Source organism: Filimonas zeae, assembly GCF_014641615.1.
In the GTDB taxonomy this organism is placed as follows: Bacteria; Bacteroidota; Bacteroidia; order Chitinophagales; family Chitinophagaceae; genus Filimonas; species Filimonas zeae.
This window is the reverse complement of record NZ_BMIB01000002.1, coordinates 1,480,540-1,500,458: the sequence shown is the minus strand read 5'-3', so window position 1 is coordinate 1,500,458 and position 19,919 is coordinate 1,480,540. Positions and strand designations below refer to the sequence as shown.

At 44.8% G+C, this 19,919-nt stretch carries 17 protein-coding genes, 2 tRNA genes and 1 riboswitch; of the genes, 13 read left to right on the top strand and 6 right to left on the bottom strand.

Annotation, left to right across the window (positions count from 1 at the left end):
- Positions 1-17: 17 nt before the first annotated feature.
- Positions 18-1,376: an APC family permease gene (locus tag IEY13_RS12860; protein WP_188952572.1), complete on the bottom strand. Its 1,359-nt coding sequence runs from the start codon at positions 1,374-1,376 to the stop codon at positions 18-20.
- Positions 1,377-1,472: 96 nt separating this feature from the next.
- Between IEY13_RS12860 and IEY13_RS12855 the strand changes: the two genes are divergently transcribed.
- Both IEY13_RS12855 and IEY13_RS12850 read left to right on the top strand, forming a co-directional pair.
- Positions 1,473-2,738: an alpha-amylase family glycosyl hydrolase gene (locus tag IEY13_RS12855; RefSeq protein ID WP_188952570.1), complete on the top strand. Its 1,266-nt coding sequence runs from the start codon at positions 1,473-1,475 to the stop codon at positions 2,736-2,738.
- A 22-nt stretch (positions 2,739-2,760) separates the two neighbouring features.
- On the top strand, positions 2,761-3,465 hold the full coding sequence (locus tag IEY13_RS12850) for a peptidylprolyl isomerase (protein WP_188952568.1): 705 nt from the start codon (positions 2,761-2,763) through the stop codon (positions 3,463-3,465).
- A gap of 91 nt (positions 3,466-3,556) precedes the next feature.
- Here the strand turns inward: IEY13_RS12850 and IEY13_RS12845 are convergent, their stop codons facing one another.
- A complete protein-coding gene (locus IEY13_RS12845) occupies positions 3,557-5,086 on the bottom strand; it encodes a trypsin-like peptidase domain-containing protein (protein WP_188952567.1) in 1,530 nt (509 codons plus the stop codon).
- A 151-nt stretch (positions 5,087-5,237) separates the two neighbouring features.
- A complete protein-coding gene (locus IEY13_RS12840; RefSeq protein WP_188952565.1) occupies positions 5,238-6,239 on the bottom strand; it encodes an acyl-CoA reductase in 1,002 nt (333 codons plus the stop codon).
- Between the two features lie 111 nt (positions 6,240-6,350).
- On the opposite strand from IEY13_RS12840, the gene IEY13_RS12835 reads away from it, so the two are divergent.
- The 4 genes from IEY13_RS12835 (at position 6,351) to IEY13_RS12820 (ending at position 9,206) form a co-directional block, all read left to right on the top strand.
- The gene (locus IEY13_RS12835) at positions 6,351-6,698 is read left to right on the top strand and encodes a 4Fe-4S dicluster domain-containing protein (RefSeq protein ID WP_188952563.1); all 348 of its coding nucleotides are present in this window, start codon (positions 6,351-6,353) and stop codon (positions 6,696-6,698) included.
- 313 nt (positions 6,699-7,011) lie between these two features.
- The gene (locus IEY13_RS12830; RefSeq protein WP_188952561.1) at positions 7,012-7,989 is read left to right on the top strand and encodes a D-alanine--D-alanine ligase; all 978 of its coding nucleotides are present in this window, start codon (positions 7,012-7,014) and stop codon (positions 7,987-7,989) included.
- A gap of 39 nt (positions 7,990-8,028) precedes the next feature.
- Complete coding sequence (locus IEY13_RS12825; RefSeq protein ID WP_188952559.1) at positions 8,029-8,844, top strand: PASTA domain-containing protein; 816 nt, start codon at positions 8,029-8,031, stop codon at positions 8,842-8,844.
- Positions 8,845-8,882: 38 nt separating this feature from the next.
- Positions 8,883-9,206, top strand: a complete 324-nt coding sequence (locus IEY13_RS12820; protein WP_188952557.1) for a rhodanese-like domain-containing protein — start codon at positions 8,883-8,885, stop codon at positions 9,204-9,206.
- 83 nt (positions 9,207-9,289) lie between these two features.
- Here IEY13_RS12820 and IEY13_RS12815 read toward each other — a convergent pair whose 3' ends face one another.
- Complete coding sequence (locus IEY13_RS12815) at positions 9,290-11,677, bottom strand: TonB-dependent receptor (protein ID WP_188952554.1); 2,388 nt, start codon at positions 11,675-11,677, stop codon at positions 9,290-9,292.
- 67 nt (positions 11,678-11,744) lie between these two features.
- A riboswitch (TPP riboswitch) is annotated at positions 11,745-11,850 on the bottom strand.
- 103 nt (positions 11,851-11,953) lie between these two features.
- Here IEY13_RS12815 and IEY13_RS12810 point away from each other — a divergent pair.
- From IEY13_RS12810 to IEY13_RS12780, 7 genes are all read left to right on the top strand, one after another.
- The gene (locus IEY13_RS12810) at positions 11,954-12,679 is read left to right on the top strand and encodes a head GIN domain-containing protein (protein ID WP_188952552.1); all 726 of its coding nucleotides are present in this window, start codon (positions 11,954-11,956) and stop codon (positions 12,677-12,679) included.
- Between the two features lie 61 nt (positions 12,680-12,740).
- A tRNA-Met gene (locus IEY13_RS12805) sits at positions 12,741-12,812 on the top strand.
- Between the two features lie 19 nt (positions 12,813-12,831).
- Complete coding sequence (locus IEY13_RS12800) at positions 12,832-12,987, top strand: hypothetical protein (protein ID WP_188952550.1); 156 nt, start codon at positions 12,832-12,834, stop codon at positions 12,985-12,987.
- Positions 12,978-13,049 (top strand) — tRNA-Met (locus tag IEY13_RS12795). Before IEY13_RS12800 ends, IEY13_RS12795 begins: the two co-directional genes overlap by 10 nt.
- A gap of 67 nt (positions 13,050-13,116) precedes the next feature.
- Positions 13,117-13,989 carry a GTPase Era gene (era, locus tag IEY13_RS12790; protein ID WP_188952548.1) on the top strand — a complete coding sequence of 291 codons (873 nt, stop codon included), beginning with the start codon at positions 13,117-13,119 and terminating at the stop codon, positions 13,987-13,989.
- 24 nt (positions 13,990-14,013) lie between these two features.
- Complete coding sequence (der, locus tag IEY13_RS12785) at positions 14,014-15,330, top strand: ribosome biogenesis GTPase Der (protein WP_188952546.1); 1,317 nt, start codon at positions 14,014-14,016, stop codon at positions 15,328-15,330.
- Between the two features lie 27 nt (positions 15,331-15,357).
- Entirely contained in the window at positions 15,358-15,618 is a 261-nt protein-coding gene (locus IEY13_RS12780) for a hypothetical protein (protein WP_188952544.1), read from the top strand.
- A gap of 166 nt (positions 15,619-15,784) precedes the next feature.
- Here IEY13_RS12780 and IEY13_RS12775 read toward each other — a convergent pair whose 3' ends face one another.
- Together IEY13_RS12775 and glmS are read right to left on the bottom strand one after the other, a co-directional pair.
- Entirely contained in the window at positions 15,785-18,013 is a 2,229-nt protein-coding gene (locus tag IEY13_RS12775) for a DUF4954 family protein (protein WP_229687845.1), read from the bottom strand.
- A gap of 11 nt (positions 18,014-18,024) precedes the next feature.
- Positions 18,025-19,860 (bottom strand): glutamine--fructose-6-phosphate transaminase (isomerizing), encoded by a 1,836-nt coding sequence (gene glmS, locus IEY13_RS12770; protein WP_188952540.1) that lies wholly within the window; start codon positions 19,858-19,860, stop codon positions 18,025-18,027.
- Between the last annotated feature and the right edge of the window lie 59 nt (positions 19,861-19,919).

Here is a 19,919-nt window from a genome sequence, read left to right as displayed (position 1 = left end):
TTGTAAAAGTATCGCTTTTATTCATTTGGCAAAATTGTAGCCGGAGTATTATTCCCGTTTTTGCGGTTGATTTTTGATTTAATAACATAGGCCAGCGTACCCGCTGCCGCTACCGCAACGCCAGACAGCATCATATACGGCCTGGTAGAATAAAATATACCCGCCCATATAAGTATAGCCAGTATTACCGGTATAGGATACAAAGGCATACGCCATTTAAAAAACGACCTGCCTTTGCGCTTGCTCAGCGCTATTAAGCCTATTGCCTGGGCTATAAACTGCACCAGAATACGCATAGCCAGTATAGCATCTATTACTTCTTTAATTTTAAACAGCAGGCTGAACACAAAAGCCACTCCACCCAGTACCAGTAACGACACATAGGGAAAGTTTTTGGTAGGATGCAATTTGGCAAACACAGAAAAGAAGGCACCATCTTTTGCCGCTGCATATGGGATACGGCTGTACCCCAACGTAGCTGAGAACACCGAAGCAAAAGCCACCCACAAAATCAGCATCGTGGCCAGGGTAGCTGCGCCTGGCCCGGCAATCTGCTGCACAAACTCGCTTACCACAAACTTGCTCTGGGTAATTTGCTTCAAAGGCAGCACCGATGCCACACTGATATTCATGAGTAAATACAGCACGGCAATACCCACAATGGAAATGAACATGCTGCGGGGAATGTTTTTCTCAGGCTGCTGTATCTCTCCGCCTAAATGGCATACGTTATAATACCCCAGATAACTATATACAGATTTAACGCTGGCAAAACCCAGTGCCAGCAAAAAGGCGCTGTTCAGTTCCAGCCCATCATTCATATGCTTTACCGGTTCCAGAAAACTGCCGTGCATTACGCCGCCACTGATAATCCATACCAGGGTAATTAAAACCCCCACCCATAATAACACACTTATTTTTCCAATGGTTTCTATTTTACGGTACAGCAGCAGTATAATGAATATTACCACTGTGCCGCTTAATGCCTTGCTGCCCCAGAAACCCAGTGGAAATATATAACCGGAATACTGCGAAAACCCTATGGCTGCAGAAGCTATTACCAGTGGGGCCTGTATCATGGTTTGCCATACAAACAAAAAGCTCATAAACTTACCCGCTTTAGGGCCAAAGCCTTCTTTAAGAAAGTTGTAGCTGCCACCCGCCAGTGGAAAAGTAGAGCCCAGTTCGCTCCATATCATACCATCTATAAACGACAGCACAGCACCCGCTATCCATGCGTACAAAAACCAGGGGCCATTCATTGTTTCAGCAACCACGCTTAATACTACAAAGGGGCCAATCCCCACCATATCGGTCATATTAATAGCAGTGGCCTGTAACAGACTTATTCTTCGGGAAAGTTGAGGTTCGGACATCAGACTGTAAAAGTAAACCGGAAAAATTAAAAAATTAAAACCTGAAAATGGTGCATATTTTGAGCATTCCCTGGTAACTTTTTACTTTTTAAGGCTATGAACAGACTATTTGATACAGTAGCGTGGAGCAACGGTGCTAATATTTACGAGGTGAATGTAAGGCAGTATACGAAAGAAGGCACCTTTACAGCCTTTGCCCAACACCTGCCCCGCCTGCGGGATATGGGGGTAGATATACTCTGGCTGATGCCTGTTACACCCATTGCAACAGAAATGCGGTTGGGCAGCCTGGGCAGTTACTACGCCTGCAGCAGTTATGTACAGATTAACCCGGAATATGGTACGCTGGAAGATTTTAAAGCATTGGTGAAAAAAGCCCATGAACTTGGTTTTAAACTCATCATAGACTGGGTAGCCAACCATACAGGCTTTGGCCACGAGTGGGTAAAAGATCATAAAGACTGGTACGTACTGGACGAAGCAGGCAACTTTACCGAGAAATACGGCTGGAAAGATGTGATTGATCTTAACTATAGTAACAATCACCTGCGTGAGGCGATGATTAACGCTATGCAGTTCTGGATAAACGAATGTGATATAGACGGTTTCCGTTGTGATATGGCGCACCTGGTGCCGCTGGATTTTTGGCTGGAAGCCCGCAAACGCTGCGATAAAGTAAAACACCTGTTCTGGCTGGCAGAATGTGAGGTGCCGGAGTATCATCAGGTGTTTGATGTAAGCTATGCCTGGCAGTGGATGCATGTAACGGAAAAGCTGATGCAGCAACATGCTGTATTGGCTGATGTGTTGCAGGTGCAGGAGCAATATGCGCATTATCCTGCCGGTTCACAAAAACTATTTTTTACTACCAATCATGACGAAAACAGCTGGAATGGTACGGAGTATGAAAAATACCGCGAAGCCGCAAAAGCCTTTGCAGTATTAACCTGTACCTGGCCAGGTATACCGCTTGTTTACAGCGGGCAGGAAATACCCAATAAAAAACGCCTGAAGTTTTTTGAAAAAGACGAATTGGAATGGACAGCACAGCCAGCGTTACATTCCTTTTACCAGACACTGCTGCAACTGCGTAAATACAATACTGCTTTACATAAAGAAGCAAGGCTGATAAAACTGCTTACCAATGCCGACGAACAGGTACTGGCTTTTTTATTGGTGAACGGCGCAGACAAGCTGCTGGTGGTTATTAACCTGTCAGCTGCCAGCCGCCTGAAAATAAAAGCGGAACATGTGGAGTTGCCTGGTAAGTATAAAAACGTATTCTCGGGCATAACACATACACTGGCAAATGAAGCAGGCTTTGAACTGCAACCCTGGGAATTTATTGTATACACTACTTAATACACGACTACAAATAACCATTATGCAAAAACTGCTACTGCTTATTACTGCCCTGTGCTGGGGCATAGGCTTGTCATGGGCGCAACCCAACGTAAAAATTAAAAAACGCGACCGCAAAAGGGATATAGAAATGGTAACCACAGAAGGCACCATCATTCTCCGTTTATCAGACTCTACACCATTGCATCGCGATAACTTTTTGCGACTGGTTAAAACGCACTACTATGATAGCCTGCTTTTTCACCGCGTAATACAGCGCTTTATGATTCAGGGTGGAGACCCGGATAGCAAACGCGCGCCCGCTGGTAAATCACTGGGAGATGGTGGACCGACATATACCATTCCTGCGGAGTTCAACCCCGCACTGTTTCATAAAAAAGGAGTACTGGCAGCAGCCCGGGAAGGCGATGATGTAAACCCGCAAAAAGCCAGCAGCGCCAGCCAGTTTTACATTGTACAGGGAAAAACATTTACAGATGGCGCACTGGACACCGTGGAGGTAAAACGCCTGAAAAGAAAAATTCCACCTGCTTACCGCGAAGTATATAAAACCACCGGCGGTGCTCCACACCTTGACATGAACTACACCATTTTTGGAGAAGTAATACAAGGCCTGGACGTGGTTGATAAAATTGCCGCAGTACCCACCAGCAAGGGAGCAGATGCAGACAGACCTTTGAAAGATGTAAGAATTATCAGCGTAAAGCTGATTAAAAGGAAGAAGTAACTGCGCCGCATTATCTCCACCTATAAGACTCAAAAACGGGTGTATCAAAAGCTGATACACCCGTTTTCAATTTATTAAGTAAAGGAAGCGATTATTGCTCTGGACCTTCACCTTCTTCCGCACTCAGGTTTAAAGGATAACCGTAAGTGCCTTCATAACCAGGATAAATACCTTCCAGTTGTACCTGGCCACCAGCTGCTTTTAGCAGATTGGTCAGATCTTCCAGGCTTTTTACTTCCTGACCGTTTACACGGGTGATAATGAAGCCGGCTTCCATGCGGGTGTTCTTTAATAAGCCACCGTTAATCTTCTTCACCTGAACACCACCTGCAATATCATTTTTCTGAGCAGTAGCCTTATCAATAGTTACCAGTTCTGCACCCAGTTTATTCACAATATTGGCGGGCTCATTTTTTACCACATCGTAGTTACCTTTCTGGTTTTTAAGGGTAACATTGGTGGTAATTTCTTTACCGTTGCGCACGTAAGTAACGCTTACTTTATCACCGGGTTTAAAGCGGGCAACCTGCTCTTGTAATTGCGGGCCGGTTTGTACAGCAACGCCGTTTACTTTAGTAATAAAGTCGCCTTTTTGTATACCTGCAGCTTTGGCAGCACCTTCCGGAGCAACGCCGCTTACAAATATGCCGTCTCCTTCTTTTACACCCTGTTGTTTCTTCTGCTCATCACTTAAACCTTCAGGCAGGAAGCTGATACCTATATAACCTCTCTGAACCGCACCAAACTTAATGATGTCGTTTACTATTTTCTTGGCAATATTTACCGGAATAGCGTAGGAATAACCTGCATAAGAACCGGTAGGAGAGGCAATGGCACTGTTAATACCAATCAGTTCGCCATTAGTATTAATAAGGGCACCGCCACTGTTACCGGGGTTAACCGCAGCATCGGTTTGAATAAAAGATTCAACCGGAGAATCGCCTTTGTTAATGTTAATAGACCGGGCTTTAGCGCTCACAATACCTGCAGTAACGGTTACATCCAGGTTTAAAGGATAACCTACTGCCAGTACCCACTGACCTAAACGGGTTTCATCGCTGTTGCCATATACCAGATAAGGGAAACGGGAACCTTCAATTTTTATAACCGCCAGATCGCTGTTGTTATCGCGGCCTACCACAGTAGCCTTGTAGCTTTTTTTGTTGGCCAGGGTAACGTTAATTTCATCGGCACCTTCCACCACGTGGTTGTTGGTTACTATATAACCATCATCGCTGATGAGTACACCGCTACCACTGGCTCTTTGCTCAGGAATCATTTGTACACGCGGACCGCCAAAAAAGTCGCTGAACGGATCGTCGTCGCCAAAAAAGTCAGACAACGGGCTTCTGCGTTTGGGAATGTTGTTGGTAACCTGCTTTGCTTTGGTGCGTGTTTTAATGTGTACCACTGCCGGAGTGGCAGAGGTGGAGGCTGCTGTAAAGTCAACAGGTCCGGCAGGTGCGTTTTTATCAAAGAAACCGGCATAGTTAACAGGCAGTTTGCCCGATTCCTGCGTACCGGCGTATTGTTTCTGCATCCACTTGCTATAACCCCAAACACTCAAAACCGATGTAAGTGCGCTGATAGTCACGATTAAAATAATGCTTTTGAGTTTCATTGCGTCTTTCAATTTAAGTGAGTCAAATAGAAATCTAATTTATTCAAATACTATACCTTTTCAATAGCAAATAAACGAATCTGTTTAATAGTCAGTTGGTTCTGATGGGGCTTTTAACAAAGAATTGACGAAGGTTGTCGTAGATGTGCTGTTATGTCAGTTTTTCCAGAAAAGCCATCGTGTCAACTCCGTCAGCATAGTCAGTCAGCGTTGGACGCTGTGCAGCGCCAAAACCGGTGTAACCATGTCCCACAATACACTGAATATCGTCAGAATTTGTGAGTTTTTCCCCTACCTCGCCTATGTTACTGTAATATTGGTAGTGTACCTGGCTTACAGGTGAAAACGGAGATATGTTTTCAGCAAGTATTACCGTACCATTATTCATATAGTATTTGCTGTTCATAATCAGCAATGCCAGGTGGTAATCGAAATTATGCTTGTATTTGTGGTTCTCTATCACAAAATCGTAGGCCTTCAGCGCTTCCAGCAAAGGAATAAAATCGTACTGCTCCGGCACATATAACTGGGTAATATTCCGGCAACCGAGGCCAAAATAGGTTTGGATATCGCCTGCCAGCAACGTTAGCTCCTGTGCTGTTTCCGTTCCATCCAGTACGGCTACCGAAGTTCGGTTGCGGCGGATAATATGCGGGTATTTGCTGAAATAATACTCAAAATAGCGGCCCGTATTATTGCTTCCAGTGGCAATGTAGGCGTCGCAGCCTTTAATAATTTCCGAAAAAACAAAGCGGTCTGCCAAACGGTCATCCCATTCCTGCAGTTTGTTCACCAGGTGGGGTATCAGTACATCATCTTTAGAAGAAAGTTTAATGTGCGCAGTATGCCCGAAAATAAAAACACTCAACAGATCATGAAACCCTACCAGCGGAATATTCCCCGCCATTACAATACCCACTTTTTTAGGGGCTTTATTTTCGGCAGGTACCTGGTACCGGGCTATCCACTTTTCCAGTTTTTCCGGTTGCAAAAACTCCTGTACAATATTATCGGTAGCCAGGGCTATATAATCCAGTGTAAACCAAGCGTTATTGCGCGATGCACGCTCTTTCGTCAACTGCCATTCTCCGGTGTTCGCCTGGAGGTATTCCCCCAGTTTGGCCAATAATTCTATTCTATTATGTATGTTCATTGCCAGTTATTTAAGTGTCATAACTCCTCCACATAGGAGGAGATTATCCTATTTCCCCGTATTTTTACACGCGCAAAAATATTCCTATTAAAATAACAAATACGGTTTTATATGTCGATTAAGATAACGGAAGAGTGCATTAACTGCGGAGCCTGTGAGCCGGAATGCCCCAACAACGCCATTTACGAAGGCGGTGTGGAGTGGGCAATTGCCGATGGCACCAGCGTTAAGGGCGCTTTTACTACTTCCGAAGGCACAGTGATTGATGCAAATGAGCGTTTTTCTCCTGTTAGTGTGGATGTTTATTATATTGTTCCTAATAAATGTACTGAGTGTCAGGGCTTTCATGAAGAACCACAGTGTGCGGCTGTTTGCCCGGTAGACTGCTGTGTACCTGATGAAATGTACAAAGAAACGGTAGAGGAACTGATGGCGAAAAAAGACAGATTGCACGTATAAGCAGGTTTTGCCTGTAAAGGATACGCACACATATGAAAGGCTAAGAGAAAATCGGTAAAACGAAGTCCTCTTAGCCTTTCTTGACTGTTGTAACAACGAAATTTTAATTGGAAACCGCTGTTCAATAGTTGTACCTTAGCCTTAATTGATTGTTGCTGTATGGCGACAAAAGTAACAGCGGGTGATATGTCCCGTTCAGAATGAAAGGTGAAGGGTGGGTGTGAGTATTCCCTTCACCTTTTTTTGTTATATTCTCCATTTCTTTTATTTCTTTGCCCAAAATCATCCATCCGGGAAAAACCCATCATTCTGTATGCAGAAGAAAATAGCATTAGTAACCGGCGGCTTTAGTGGTGAAGCCGAAGTAAGCTATAAAAGCGCCGTAACAGTTGAAAACAATATCGACCGTTCCAGATACGAGGTATACAAAATAGATATCAATCCGGAAGGCTGGTTTTACCTGCCTGCTACCGGCGAAAAGTCGCCTGTTAACAAAGCCGATTTTACCATTACCCATAACGGCGCTACCGTAAAATTTGATGCGGTGCTGATGTGCATACACGGCACACCCGGCGAAGATGGCAAGCTGCAGGGCTATTTTGATATGCTGAAGCTGCCTTATACCTGCTGTGATGCGGCTACCTCTGCCTTAACCTTCAACAAGCGTTATACCGTAGCTGTAGCTGCTTTTGGTGGCATTAATGTGGCTAAAAGTGTATTGCTGATTAAAGGCCGGATGGATAAACAGGAAGAAGCAGCGCAACTGCGCTTTCCCGTGTTTGTAAAACCCAACAACGGTGGCAGCAGCATTGGTATGAGCAAGGTAAGTGCGAAAGAAGAACTGCCTGCCGCCATTGAAAAAGCTTTTAAAGAAGATACGCAGGTATTGGTGGAAGAATTTATTCAGGGCCGTGAGTTTACCATTGGGGTGTTCCGCACCAAAGGGGAGATTATTACCCTGCCTATGACGGAAATACGTACGCAGAACGACTTTTTTGACTATAAAGCCAAATACCTGGGCCAGAGCGAAGAAATTACGCCTGCCGTGGTAGAAGAAGCCAAAGCGGAGCAGATAAGAGAAGCTGCCCGTAATATTTACAGCCTGCTGAACTGCAAAGGCGTAGTACGCATAGACTTTATTTATAATGAAGCCGCAGGTGTTCCGTTTATGCTGGAGGTAAATACTGTACCCGGCCAGAGCGATGCCAGCCTGATTCCGCAGCAGGTAAAAGCCATGGGCCGCACGCTTACCGACTTTTATACGGATGTAATAGAAGAGGCCTTTTTATAATAAGTGTTAACTTGTGATTGAAAACCGAAAATTAATACAGTGTTCAAATTTATAACGCATAAGCCCTTTTGGGTAAACTTACTGGTGGCGATTGGCATAGTAGTATTACTGCTGGTAATCGTTTTCAGCTCGCTCAGCTTTATTACCAAACATAACAAGTACGTTAAAGTACCTCATGTAATGGGCCGTAATGTGGATGAGGCGGAGCGTCTGCTGAAGCTACAGGGCTTTGATGTAGAGATTCAGGATTCTGTATATCTGGATGCTTCCCCACGCCTGTCGGTTATTAAACAACAGCCTGAAGGAGAAGTTACCGTAAAAACAGGCCGTACTGTATACCTTACTATTAACCGTGCGGTAGCGCCGCTGGTAGATATGCCGGATTTACGCGGTTTTTCTTACACCAGCGCCAGGCTGTATCTGCAAAGTCTGGGATTGAAAATGGGCGATACTTCTTACATGCCGGATATTGCTAAAAATGCTGTAAAAGAACAAAAGATTAACGGCAAGCCGGTAAACCCCGGCACCAAGGTTAATATGGGTACTTCTGTTGATTTTGTGTTAGGCAGCGGCGTAGGCAGCACAGAGGTAAACGTGCCTGATATGGTAGGTATGACGGTTTCTCAGGCTCGCGATTACGCAAGCTCATTAAGTATTACCATCAGTACTATTATACCGGAAGCGGATGGTGCTGTAACAGATCAGGAAAATGCATTTATTACCCGTCAGAAACCAGCGCCGTTTGAGTTGCTGCCGGATGGTTCGCGCAGTTATAATAAAATAAGGGCAGGGCAAATGATAGATATCTGGATCAGCAGCAAACCGGCTGCGGCAGATACCACGGTGCCTCATTAAATCTGATTATTTATTAATACCTAATATTTAATACAAGTATGAATACAATTACATTTGAAGAACTCAAACCACGGTTGGATGGTGGGGAGCAGGTAAATCTGCTGGATGTTCGTGAAGACCATGAGAGAGCAGAATACAACATCGGCGGCGCTCATATTCCACTTGGCAAAGTACAGATGATGCAGTTGGATGAGATTGATGGCTGGAAAGATCAGGAAGTAATTGTTTACTGTCGCAGCGGTAACAGAAGTGTGGTGGCTGCGATGTTTATGGAGCAGATTGGCTTTAAAAACGTGGTAAACCTTACAGGTGGTATGCTTAACTGGAAAGAAAAAGCTCAGCAACTGGAGCAACTGGGATAGAAGCGCTTACTGGGAGAAATTATAAAGGGTTGGATGTATCTGTTTTAAACAGTAACATCCAACCCTTCTTCTTTTAGCCTGAATTAAAACTTAATATTCACACCCAGCATGTAGTTAATACCTGCCATGGTAGCGTAAGAAACACCGTTGCCTACCGTACCATCATAAATACCCGGATAAGAAGAGCCATTGGCTGCATACTTTCTGTCGAATACATTATATACCTGTGCAATAAAATTCCACTCGTTAAACAGCAGGTGTTTTACGGTGTAAATAGCACGTGCGTCCTGTGTGTAATAATCAGCCAGTTTGCGGCTTTCGTTCTGCGTGTTATCCAGGTATTGCTTACCCACATATTTGCTCAGCAGGCTTATCTCCAGGTTCTTTACAGGCGTAAGGTTTATGCTGCCCGCTGCAATAACAGCAGGAGAGAAGGAGATGTTGGTGTTATTGAATGATTCGGCTTTCTGGCCAATCCATTCATCACCTGTATACTCATCGGTATAAGAAGTAAACTCTTTTATTCTATTACGGCTGAATGTAGCGTTGGCCTGTACGTTTAACCACTTGTTGATTACATAACCACCCTGCAACTCAATACCCGATCGGTAGCTGTTGGGGGTGTTAACGCGGGTATAAGCACCCACATCGTTCATTGAGCCGGTAAGTACCAGCTGATTTTTGTACAGCATGTAATAGAATGTGGCACCTACGTTGTAGCGGCTGCCTTTCTTTTCAAAGCCCAGCTCAAAATCGTGCAGGGTTTCTCTTTTAGGTTGCTGCTGTTGCTGTGCTTCAAAATCATCCCGGTTAGGCTCTTTGTTGGCCAGTGCATAGCTGAAGTAAGCATTCAAACCATTGTTGTTGTAGCTGATGCCTGCTTTGGGGTTAATAAAGTTGAAGGTTCTTTTGGTAAGTAAAGTGGGGTTGTCTTTAAAGCCATCCATATTGTACTGTACATGGCGGTATTGTATATCGCCAAATATGCTCAGGTGTTTGCCTACTTGCTGTAACAGCTTTACATAACTGTTCAGGTCTGTTTTACGGGCGGTAAGGTAATAGTAGCGATAGTCTTTAGGAAAGCCGATTGCTGACCAGATAACATCGCCATAGTGCTTGCCATCGTAAATAGTCCAGCTGCCACCGAAAGTAAACTCCGTTGCTGCTTTTTTAGATTGCAGCGAAAAGGTTTGGCCGTAAAAGTAGTTGTCCAGCCATCTGTCTCTTACCAGGTCTGTTCTGGTAATGGTGCCGGTATCTGCCCCAAAATTGGGCAGACCATAAGAAGAGAACTTCTGAGCGGCTTTATACTCTTCATAATAACCTCTGCCTCTGGTTAAAAAGGAAGCTACGTTTAACGTCCACAGATTGCCCAGGTTCTGATTGATAAACAGTTGATAATGATCCTGCTGATAGTTGTCGGTCTGGTTATCGTAAGGGGTGCCGGGCTTTTCCATACCAGCGGGGTTATAGGTTCTGTTGCCGGTAACCAGTACATCTTCCGGTACGCCATACCAGGCCTGATAGGTTTTTTCTTTGCCGGTAATAAGGTTAAAACGTACGGAGGTGTTTTTGCTTACGTAAGCACCGGTTAGGTATAACGCCTTCAGGTCAGAGCTGGCGCGGTCGATAAAACCGTCACTTTTCAGCCGGCTGATGCGTGCGTCCAGCGTAAAGTGATCGTTAATTAAACCGCTACCTACTTTAATGGTATTCTTCCAGGTATTGAAAGAGCCGTAGCTGTTGTTGCTTTCTGCATACACTTTATCTGAAAACTCGTTGGTGGCAATGTTTACCGTGGCGCCGAAAGCGCCGGCACCATTGGTGGAGGTACCTACGCCACGCTGAATTTGTATAGAGCTGGCGGAAGAAACCAGGTCGGGCATGTTTACAAAAAAGGTACCCTGACTTTCCGCATCATTATAAGGAATGCCGTTGAGTGTAACGTTAATGCGCGAACCATCGGTACCGCGTATGCGCATACCGGTATAACCTACGCCATTACCCGCATCGGAATTTACAATTACCGAAGGGGTCTGGTTCAGCAGCATAGGCAGGTCCTGCCCCAGGTTTTGTTTGGCTATATCGGCCTTGTCTATATTGGTTTTGGTAAATGGAGCACGGTCAGAGGCGCGTATGGCCCTTACTTCCAGTGGTTCCAGTAAATAATCCATTTCTTCCAGCAGTACCGTAAGCTGGCTGGTAGCGGCAGTAAGGGTAATAGTCTGGCGGATTGTTTTTTTACCTACGCTTTCCAGTAACAGCTGGTAGTTGCCGGGCTGGCCGGGGGTAAAAACAATACTGCCGTTGCTGTTGCTGATCAGCGTCCATTTTTTGCCGTCCTTGCTAATAGTAGCAGTAGCCCCGGCAAGGGGTTGGTTACGGGCAGTGGTAACTTTTAAGTCAAGGGTTTGTGCATGGGTAAAAGCGGCGGCCATTACAGCAGCCAGTGTTCCCGCAAATCGCTTCATGTTCCTGTTGGTTTGTTATGAATAAATCAGGGAACAGAATAGTACATACAGAGGAGAGAGGACATATACAACGGAAGCTGGCCTTTCCCTTCGCAGGCATTACCCTGTTCAGGTTCTACGGGTATTATCTCAGCCTTTTGTCTTGCAGACGCAAAGCACCCCGAGGAATGTTGTTTCCTTTTATCTGGTGGAACAACGCCGCAAAGTAAACGCAGAAATTTTAAAATACCTGTAACATTATTTTTTAATCGCCGTTACACCTATAAATTCGTAAGCATGAAACGCAAGTATATACCCCTCGTTTTTTTGTTCAGTTTTCTGACAGTTTCGCTTTTACACGCCCAAACCCTGGTGTACGATGCCAATGCAGAAGTACGGAAAGTGGAATCTTTTACCGGCATAGAAGCCAGCGGTGGTGTAACCGTATACATTATTCAGGGTAAGGAACAGGCAGTTGCCGTAAGCACCGGCGATGAGAAAAATCTCAGCCGTATAAAAACCGAAGTAAGAAACGGTGTGTTAAGAATACGCCCCGAATCCGGCGCTTGGAACAGCTGGAACTGGGGTAACAAAGGGGTAAAAGCCTATGTTACGGTAACTACACTGGAAACCATCGATTTTAGTGGCGCCTCTGCCGCCCGTGTAACCGGCGATTTGCAGGTGGGTACCCTTAAAATGGAATTATCCGGTGCCAGCTCTTTTAAAGGATCTGTAAAAGGCGGTACGCTTAAAATAGACGCTACCGGTGCTTCCAGCGCTACCCTGGCAGGTACGGTGCAGACTTTTAATGCTGAGGCTTCCGGTGCCAGCAGTCTGAAAGGGTACGACCTTACTGCGGTTACCTGTACCGTGGAGGCATCCGGCGCATCCAGCATTAGCATTACCGCCACCAAAGAAATTAATGCCGAGGCTTCCGGTGCCAGCAGTATTGGTTATAAAGGCGATGCGGTAATCAAACATATTGATGTAAGTGGCGCTTCTTCCATCAAGAGAAAAGACTAGAAAATATATTTTACTAAAAAGTTTTGCTGGTGTAAGATATTGATTTACATTTGCATCAGATCGCGAAGTAGAGCAGCGGTAGCTCGTCGGGCTCATAACCCGAAGGTCGGGGGTTCGAACCCTCCCTTCGCAACTCAGAAAAAGGTTTCCATTTGGAAGCCTTTTTTTATGCCCCTGCTTATAAGCTTATAAATTGCACCGCCCAGCTGGGCGGTGAGAAAAAGAAGTGGCCGTTTTTCGGGCTTTTTGAAATTATTCTTGGTGGTATGAAAAATAATCCTACATTTGCAATCCAAATCGCGAAGTAGAGCAGCGGTAGCTCGTCGGGCTCATAACCCGAAGGTCGGGGGTTCGAACCCTCCCTTCGCAACTCAGAAAAAAGGCCTCTTTGGGGGCCTTATTCATTTATAGCCACTGCAGGTGTAGCTCTTAAAAGTATGAAGGCAGGTTTTGTTAACATATTCGGTAAGCCCAATGCGGGAAAAAGCACCTTGTTAAATGCACTGCTCGGTGAAAAACTGGCTATTGTTTCTCCCAAAGTACAAACTACGCGTCATCGTATTAAAGGTTTTTTGACAGAGCCCGGTGAATACCAGATAATTTTCTCAGATACCCCCGGCATTATAGAGCCTAAGTATAAGCTGCACGAAAAAATGATGGGGTCTGTAAAAAGCGCGCTGGAAGATGCAGATCTGGCAGTGTTGCTGGTAGATGCGGGCGATAACCGGGAAGAAAATCATGAATTATTTGATTCGCTGCGTTTGAAGGTGCCTGCTATTGTGGTAATAAACAAAACAGATACCGTAAAACCGGGAACATTAGAAACCGTGAAAACGTTTTTTGCTGCCCAGCGTTATGCAAAGAAGGTAATTACCGTTTCGGCATTAAAACAGAGTAACCTGGATGAGCTGAAAAGCAGTATTATAGAATTGCTGCCGGAAGGTGATCCGTTTTACAGTGAAGATGACCTGACCGACCTGCCTACTAAGTTTTTTGTGGCAGAGATGGTGCGGGAAAAGGTTTTCCATTTGTTTGGCGATGAAATACCTTACCATACCGCAGTGCTGGTAAATGAATTCAAGGAAAAAGAAACATTAATAAAAATACAGGCAGATATAATTGTTCAACGCGAATCGCAGAAAGCGATTCTGCTAGGCGGGAAAGGGAGTATGATTAAAAAGATTGGTACCATGGCCCGGGAGGATATTGAACAGTTTCTGCAACAGAAAGTATTTTTGCAGTTGTTTATTAAAGTGCGCCCCAAATGGCGCGATAACGATCAGCAGCTGAAAGAATACGGATATCATTAATCGGTGAATATTAATTAAGAGTTTATGTCATTTACTGTAGCGATAGTTGGAAGACCAAACGTGGGAAAAAGTACATTCTTCAACCGCCTGCTGGAACAGCGTAAGGCCATTGTTGATGATGTAAGCGGCGTAACACGCGACCGCCAGTATGGTGTTACAGACTGGAACGGTAAAACATTTAACGTAATTGATACCGGTGGTTTTGTTGCCGGCTCTGATGATGTTTTTGAATCTGAAATACGCAAGCAGGTTAAAATTGCCATTGATGAAGCAGACGCCCTGATATTTATGACCGATGTGGCGGTAGGTATTACCGAGCTGGATGAAGCTATGGCCGATATGCTGCGCCGGTATAAAACGCCTGTTTTTATGGCGGTGAATAAGGTAGATAACAGCGAGCGTCAACTGGCTGCTACCGAGTTTTACAGCATGGGCTTTGATGAAATCTTTTTTCTCAGCAGTATGACCGGTAGCGGTACCGGTGAATTGCTGGATGCCATTACTGCACTGATTCCTGAGGATAAGGAAGATGCAGTGAATACAGATGCTGCCATACCTCGTTTTGCCATTATAGGGCAACCTAACGTGGGTAAATCTTCCTTGCTGAATGCCCTGATTGGCGAAGAACGTACTATTGTAAGTGATATAGCAGGTACTACCCGCGATACCATTCACACCCATTATAACTTATACCAGAAAGAGTTTGTACTGATTGATACTGCGGGTATACGTAAAAAGAGCAAAGAGAAAGACGATCTGGAATTTTATTCCATCATCCGCGCCATTAAAGCTATGGATGAAGCGGACATTTGCCTGCTGGTACTGGATGCTGAAAAAGGAATTACCGCTCAGGATATAAACATTTACTCGCTGGCTGCCCGCAAGGGGAAGGGGATTGTAGTACTGGTGAATAAGTGGGATGCTATTGAAGGCAAGGAAACCAATACCGCCCGCGATTACGAACAAAACCTGAAAAAGCGTCTGGCACCATTTAACGATATTCCGATACTGTTTATTTCAGCCAAAGAGAAGACGCGTATTTTTAAGGCTATTGAACTGGCCATGGAAGTGTACGAAAACAAGCAGCGCAAAATAACAACCAGCCAGCTGAACGAAATTATGCTGAAGGCGGTGCAGGCTTACCGTGCGCCGGTGGTACGTGGCCATGCTATTACTATTAAGTATGTAACACAGCTGCCTACACACACACCTTCCTTTGCATTCTTCTCTAACTTCCCGGATGATATTAAACAGCCTTATAAAAACTACCTGGAAAATCAGTTGCGTAAAAACTTCAATTTCCGTGGTGTACCTGTAAGATTGTTCTTCCGTAAAAAATAAGAACCTGAATTATAAATATTGTTTCCCATGAAATGTCTGTTGTTGGTGGTGGGTTTATCCGCAGCGCTTACCAGTTGCGGAAACAAAGAAGAAAAAGCCGTACAAGGTGATTCTAGCATAGTAGTAAATGCGGCTGGCGATTCAACTGTTGTTATTACTCCCAAACCCGGGTTAAGTGTGGCTGACAGCGCCCAACGTCTTCAGGAGAAAGATACCGCAGCTAAAATGATTGAAAATGCACCTGCTTCGGTAAGTATTCATCTGGATAGTATTCCGGAGCAGCAATAAGCAAGTATAACGTTCTGAAATAAAATTTGTATCAATCTGCTCCGTTTGGGAACAGAGTGATACAAAAGTAAAAGGCTGTATCATTCGTTTGATACAGCCTTTTACTTTTTGTAAACCCGTAGCAGCCAGTTAGTCTTATAAGTTAAGTTACTGGCCTTAGGGCTATTTATGCGCTGATTTGTTGTATTCTCTTGAAGCTTTTTACTTCGCGTTTCATACGGGCCAGCTCTTCCTGCTGCTGCTGAATAAAGCTGTTATCTTCCAGTTTACCAACTACCTTATCCATCTCCGCCTTGCTGGTGTATACCATTTTACGGAATTTGTTCTGATAGTCTTTGGCTCTGGAATCGTAAATGCCCTGGGTCATCCATTCTTTGGTAGCTATAGCTTTATCCGATAAGTCTGCATACACTTGTGTGTCTGCTTTCTTCAGGTTTATCTGCAAAAGCTCCTGCAGGCTGGCCAACGCATGTTTCAGCTTTTGTGCCGGGTATTTGCTGCCAGCCTCCGTATAGTACTGGTGAATGGCATCCCACGATTTTATTTTGTTCTCTTTAATCCTGGTTTTTAACGTTTGCACTTCCTCAGCAGGCATCAGTTGCCCGCCTATATTCATCCATTCTGTCCGGTTGCCAATAACAGGTAACAGGCTTTTTAGCTCTGTGAGCGATTTGGGTTTGTTTTCTGCGGCAAACACAAGTAGTTGCTGAATGCCGTAGTAAATAATCAGCTCTTTATAAATATGCCAGGCTTTGGCGGCTTTTACTATTACCGTTTTACGTTTTGCATTTTCAAAGCCTTCCGCCAGTACTTCCAGCTCATCAACAACCGGGTCGCCTGCTTCCAGCAGTTCTTTTCCTTTGGCTGCACATACAGCGGGTTGAGGGGCTTGTTTGCCCGGCTTCTCGCGCAGGTACCATGCCTTGCCTATAAAACGTTCCAGCAATTGCAGAGAATGGAATAATTCGTTAACGCTGTCAGGTGCCAGATAATCGTATTCCAGCAACTGCGTTTTATCTGTACGCTTATCACGGTCGCCATACTTCCATGCATTACGCTCCAGTGCATACATGTTGTACATAAGCCAGTAAGCCGGCATTACGGTAAGCTGGTTCAATGTTTCGTTATTACTAACCAGCGAAAAAGGCAACGGTATATCCAGCTCGTAACTGTAGTTGCCTTTTGCCAGAATGGTAAAGCTGGCAAAACGGGTATTGTGTTTCAGGCTTACAGACAAACCGGGCCAGAAGCCACGCCCCGCAATCAGTTCCCCATCGGGGCTGCGTGAGTTGTGGTTGGAGCCAATGGTGGCACCTGCGGCAATATTGCTTTGCCCCATAATAAGGGCCGCACATAAGAAGGAGTTGTTATGGTGCTGTTCGTGTGCCGGAAATATGAGTGAATTCAACACTTCGCAGCAGGAGATAGTGGCGTTACTTCCCAGATAAGAGTTGATGAGGCGCGCACCATACTTTAACTGCGAGTGAGAGGCCATTACAAAACGTACGGCTTTTACGCCATAGAAGATACGGCAACCAAACCCGATAATACCATTAACAATCTCACAACCTTCACCAATCTGCGACCTGCCTTCCGGGCCGGAGTTGATGGTGAGGTTTTTGAGTTTGTTGGCGCCTTTTATATAAGCGTCTGAACCTATCCAAACGTCTTTTATAATGCTGCTGTTTTTAATAACAGTTCTGTCGCCTATTTTACCGTAATAACCTCTTTGTGTTTTAAACTGCTGCTCTGTAAAGTTTTTAAACTGTTGCAGCAGGGCTTCATCGTCTCTGTATTTACTCCACAGGTACGCATCTCCGGGCAGCATTCCATTAAAGGGAATTACGCTGCGGCCACCGTTTTCATTACAGATTTCCATCCATATACGGATAGATTCGCTTTCGCCATCCTTAACAATACCGTTGCCGAATTTAGCCCGGTCGGTAGTGGTTAGTTCGTTAACATTTACAATAATTACCTCGTTGCCAATAATGTAATGCGATAGGTAGTTAACGTTGTCAATAACTACATTGTCGCCCAGGTCGCAACTGATAATAGTTGAATTGTATAAACCCACCGGCACTTTCAGATCACTGAATTCCAGGCAATAGGGCTCCAGTTTTCCTATACGTACCAGACCATAAAATTTGCAATGCTTAACCAGTTGTGCATTGAACGCATCGGAAACCAGAATGTTATTCCAGTTGTCGCTGGTATTGCCATTTCTTACCAGCACTTCAATTTCGTAAGCGCTGAGTTTTCTATAGTCAATACCGCTTCTGTTCTGAATATTACGCAGGTAATATTCATCTTTGTTTTTGGGAAGATACTCCGGTTTTATAAAGCCATATCCGATACTTTCAATTCCACTCTTCCTGATAATATTCTGAGGCATAGGCATCTCTTTTATTCAACTGTAACGCTCTTAGCCAGGTTACGTGGCTTGTCTACATCATAACCTTTGGCAACACCCACATGGTAAGCCAGCAGTTGTAAAGGCACTACGCTAAGCATAGGGGCTACTACTTCATGGGCAGGTGGTATAACAATAATGTCATCTGCCAGGGTAGGGGTAACCGTATCCCCTTCCGTAATTACAGCTATTACCTTGCCTTTGCGGGCTTTAATTTCCTGCATATTGCTCACCACTTTTTCGTGGTAAGAGTCTTTGGTAGCCACAAACACAACCGGCAGTTGCTCGGTTACCAGGGCAATAGGGCCGTGCTTCATTTCAGCAGCAGGGTATCCTTCTGCATGTATGTACGAAATCTCTTTCAGCTTCAGCGCGCCTTCCAGTGCCACAGGGAAGTTATAACCCCTGCCCAGAAACAGTGCGTCTGCTGCATCCTTATATTTTTCAGCCAGCGCTTTAATCTGGCTGTCCAGTTTTAATATTACGTCTACTTTTTCCGGAATAGCTGCCAGCTCTTTGCACAGCAACAGGTATTTGTCGCGTTCCAGCGTGCCTTTTTGTAAGCCCAGCGTAAGCGCAGCCATAGTAAGCACAGCTAACTGCGCGGTAAATGCTTTGGTACTGGCTACACCAATTTCAGGGCCTGCATGGGTGTAAGCCCCTGCATGTGAGGCACGGGCAATAGAAGAGCCCACTGCGTTTACAATGCCCAGTATAATAGCACCTTGTTCTTTGGCTTTTTCTATAGCTACCAGTGTATCCGCTGTTTCACCACTCTGCGAGATAGCAATGATTACATCGCCTTTATGAATGATGGGGTTGCGGTAACGGAACTCTGAGGCATATTCTACCTCCACAGGAATACGGCACAGCTCTTCAATAACATATTCAGCTACCAGACCGGCATGCCAGCTGGTGCCGCAGGCGATAATGATAATGCGGTTGGCGTTGATAATCTGCTCTGCATATTTCTGAATACCACTCATGGTAATATTGCCGTTTTCGGCATCCAGACGTCCGCGTAAACAATCATAAATGGTATGCGGCTGCTCAAAAATTTCCTTTAACATAAAGTGATCGTAGCCGCCTTTTTCAATAGCGGTAAGATCCATATCCAGTTTGGTAATGAAGGGAGTTTGTTTTTCGTTACCCAGATTTTTGAGAATCAGTTCGTCCGGACGTACGATGGCAATTTCGTAGTCGTTTACGTACACTACTTCTTTGGTGTATTCGATAATGGGCGAAGCATCAGATGCCAGGAAGTGTTCTCCTTTGCCAATGCCAATTACAAGCGGGCTGCCTTTGCGGGCTGCTATAATAGTTTCAGGATCTTCGTTGTCTATTACCAGAATACAATAAGCACCTACCACGCGGCGAAGTGCAATACGCACTGCTTCTTCCAGCGGGCACTCATTCTTAATGCGGATATCATCTATAAAGTTCAGCAGTACCTCTGTATCTGTGTCACTTTTAAATGTATAGCCTTTGGCTATCAGATCCTGCTTTATCTGAGCGTAGTTTTCAATAATGCCATTGTGAATCATGGCTATTCTGCCACTTTGCGATAAGTGGGGGTGTGCATTGCGGTCGTTAGGTTCGCCGTGGGTAGCCCAGCGGGTATGGCCAATGCCTATATGGCCTTCCATGTTTTTGCCTACCAGTGTTTCTTCCAGGTCTGCAACCTTGCCTTTCTTCTTATAAACATGTAATCCTCCGTTTAAAAGCGCTACACCAGAACTGTCATATCCCCTGTATTCTAATCTTTTTAAACCTTTCAGTATAACCGGGTAAGCCTGACGTGGCCCTGTGTAACCAACTATTCCACACATAGGTACATTTAATTTAGGGGTGCAATATGGCGCATTTTATTGTAATTAAAAACGCATGG

Excerpts from the sequence above, each read along its gene's own strand:
- IEY13_RS12860 (WP_188952572.1), bottom strand. The coding sequence starts at position 1,376 with ATGTCCGAACCTCAACTTTCCCGAAGAATAAGTCTGTTACAGGCCACT.
- IEY13_RS12855 (WP_188952570.1), top strand. The coding sequence starts at position 1,473 with ATGAACAGACTATTTGATACAGTAGCGTGGAGCAACGGTGCTAATATT.
- IEY13_RS12850 (WP_188952568.1), top strand. The coding sequence starts at position 2,761 with ATGCAAAAACTGCTACTGCTTATTACTGCCCTGTGCTGGGGCATAGGC.
- IEY13_RS12845 (WP_188952567.1), bottom strand. The coding sequence starts at position 5,086 with ATGAAACTCAAAAGCATTATTTTAATCGTGACTATCAGCGCACTTACA.
- IEY13_RS12840 (WP_188952565.1), bottom strand. The coding sequence starts at position 6,239 with ATGAACATACATAATAGAATAGAATTATTGGCCAAACTGGGGGAATAC.
- IEY13_RS12835 (WP_188952563.1), top strand. The coding sequence starts at position 6,351 with ATGTCGATTAAGATAACGGAAGAGTGCATTAACTGCGGAGCCTGTGAG.
- IEY13_RS12830 (WP_188952561.1), top strand. The coding sequence starts at position 7,012 with ATGCAGAAGAAAATAGCATTAGTAACCGGCGGCTTTAGTGGTGAAGCC.
- IEY13_RS12820 (WP_188952557.1), top strand. The coding sequence starts at position 8,883 with ATGAATACAATTACATTTGAAGAACTCAAACCACGGTTGGATGGTGGG.
- IEY13_RS12815 (WP_188952554.1), bottom strand. The coding sequence starts at position 11,677 with ATGAAGCGATTTGCGGGAACACTGGCTGCTGTAATGGCCGCCGCTTTT.
- IEY13_RS12810 (WP_188952552.1), top strand. The coding sequence starts at position 11,954 with ATGAAACGCAAGTATATACCCCTCGTTTTTTTGTTCAGTTTTCTGACA.
- era (WP_188952548.1), top strand. The coding sequence starts at position 13,117 with ATGAAGGCAGGTTTTGTTAACATATTCGGTAAGCCCAATGCGGGAAAA.
- der (WP_188952546.1), top strand. The coding sequence starts at position 14,014 with ATGTCATTTACTGTAGCGATAGTTGGAAGACCAAACGTGGGAAAAAGT.
- IEY13_RS12780 (WP_188952544.1), top strand. The coding sequence starts at position 15,358 with ATGAAATGTCTGTTGTTGGTGGTGGGTTTATCCGCAGCGCTTACCAGT.
- IEY13_RS12775 (WP_229687845.1), bottom strand. The coding sequence starts at position 18,013 with ATGCCTCAGAATATTATCAGGAAGAGTGGAATTGAAAGTATCGGATAT.
- glmS (WP_188952540.1), bottom strand. The coding sequence starts at position 19,860 with ATGTGTGGAATAGTTGGTTACACAGGGCCACGTCAGGCTTACCCGGTT.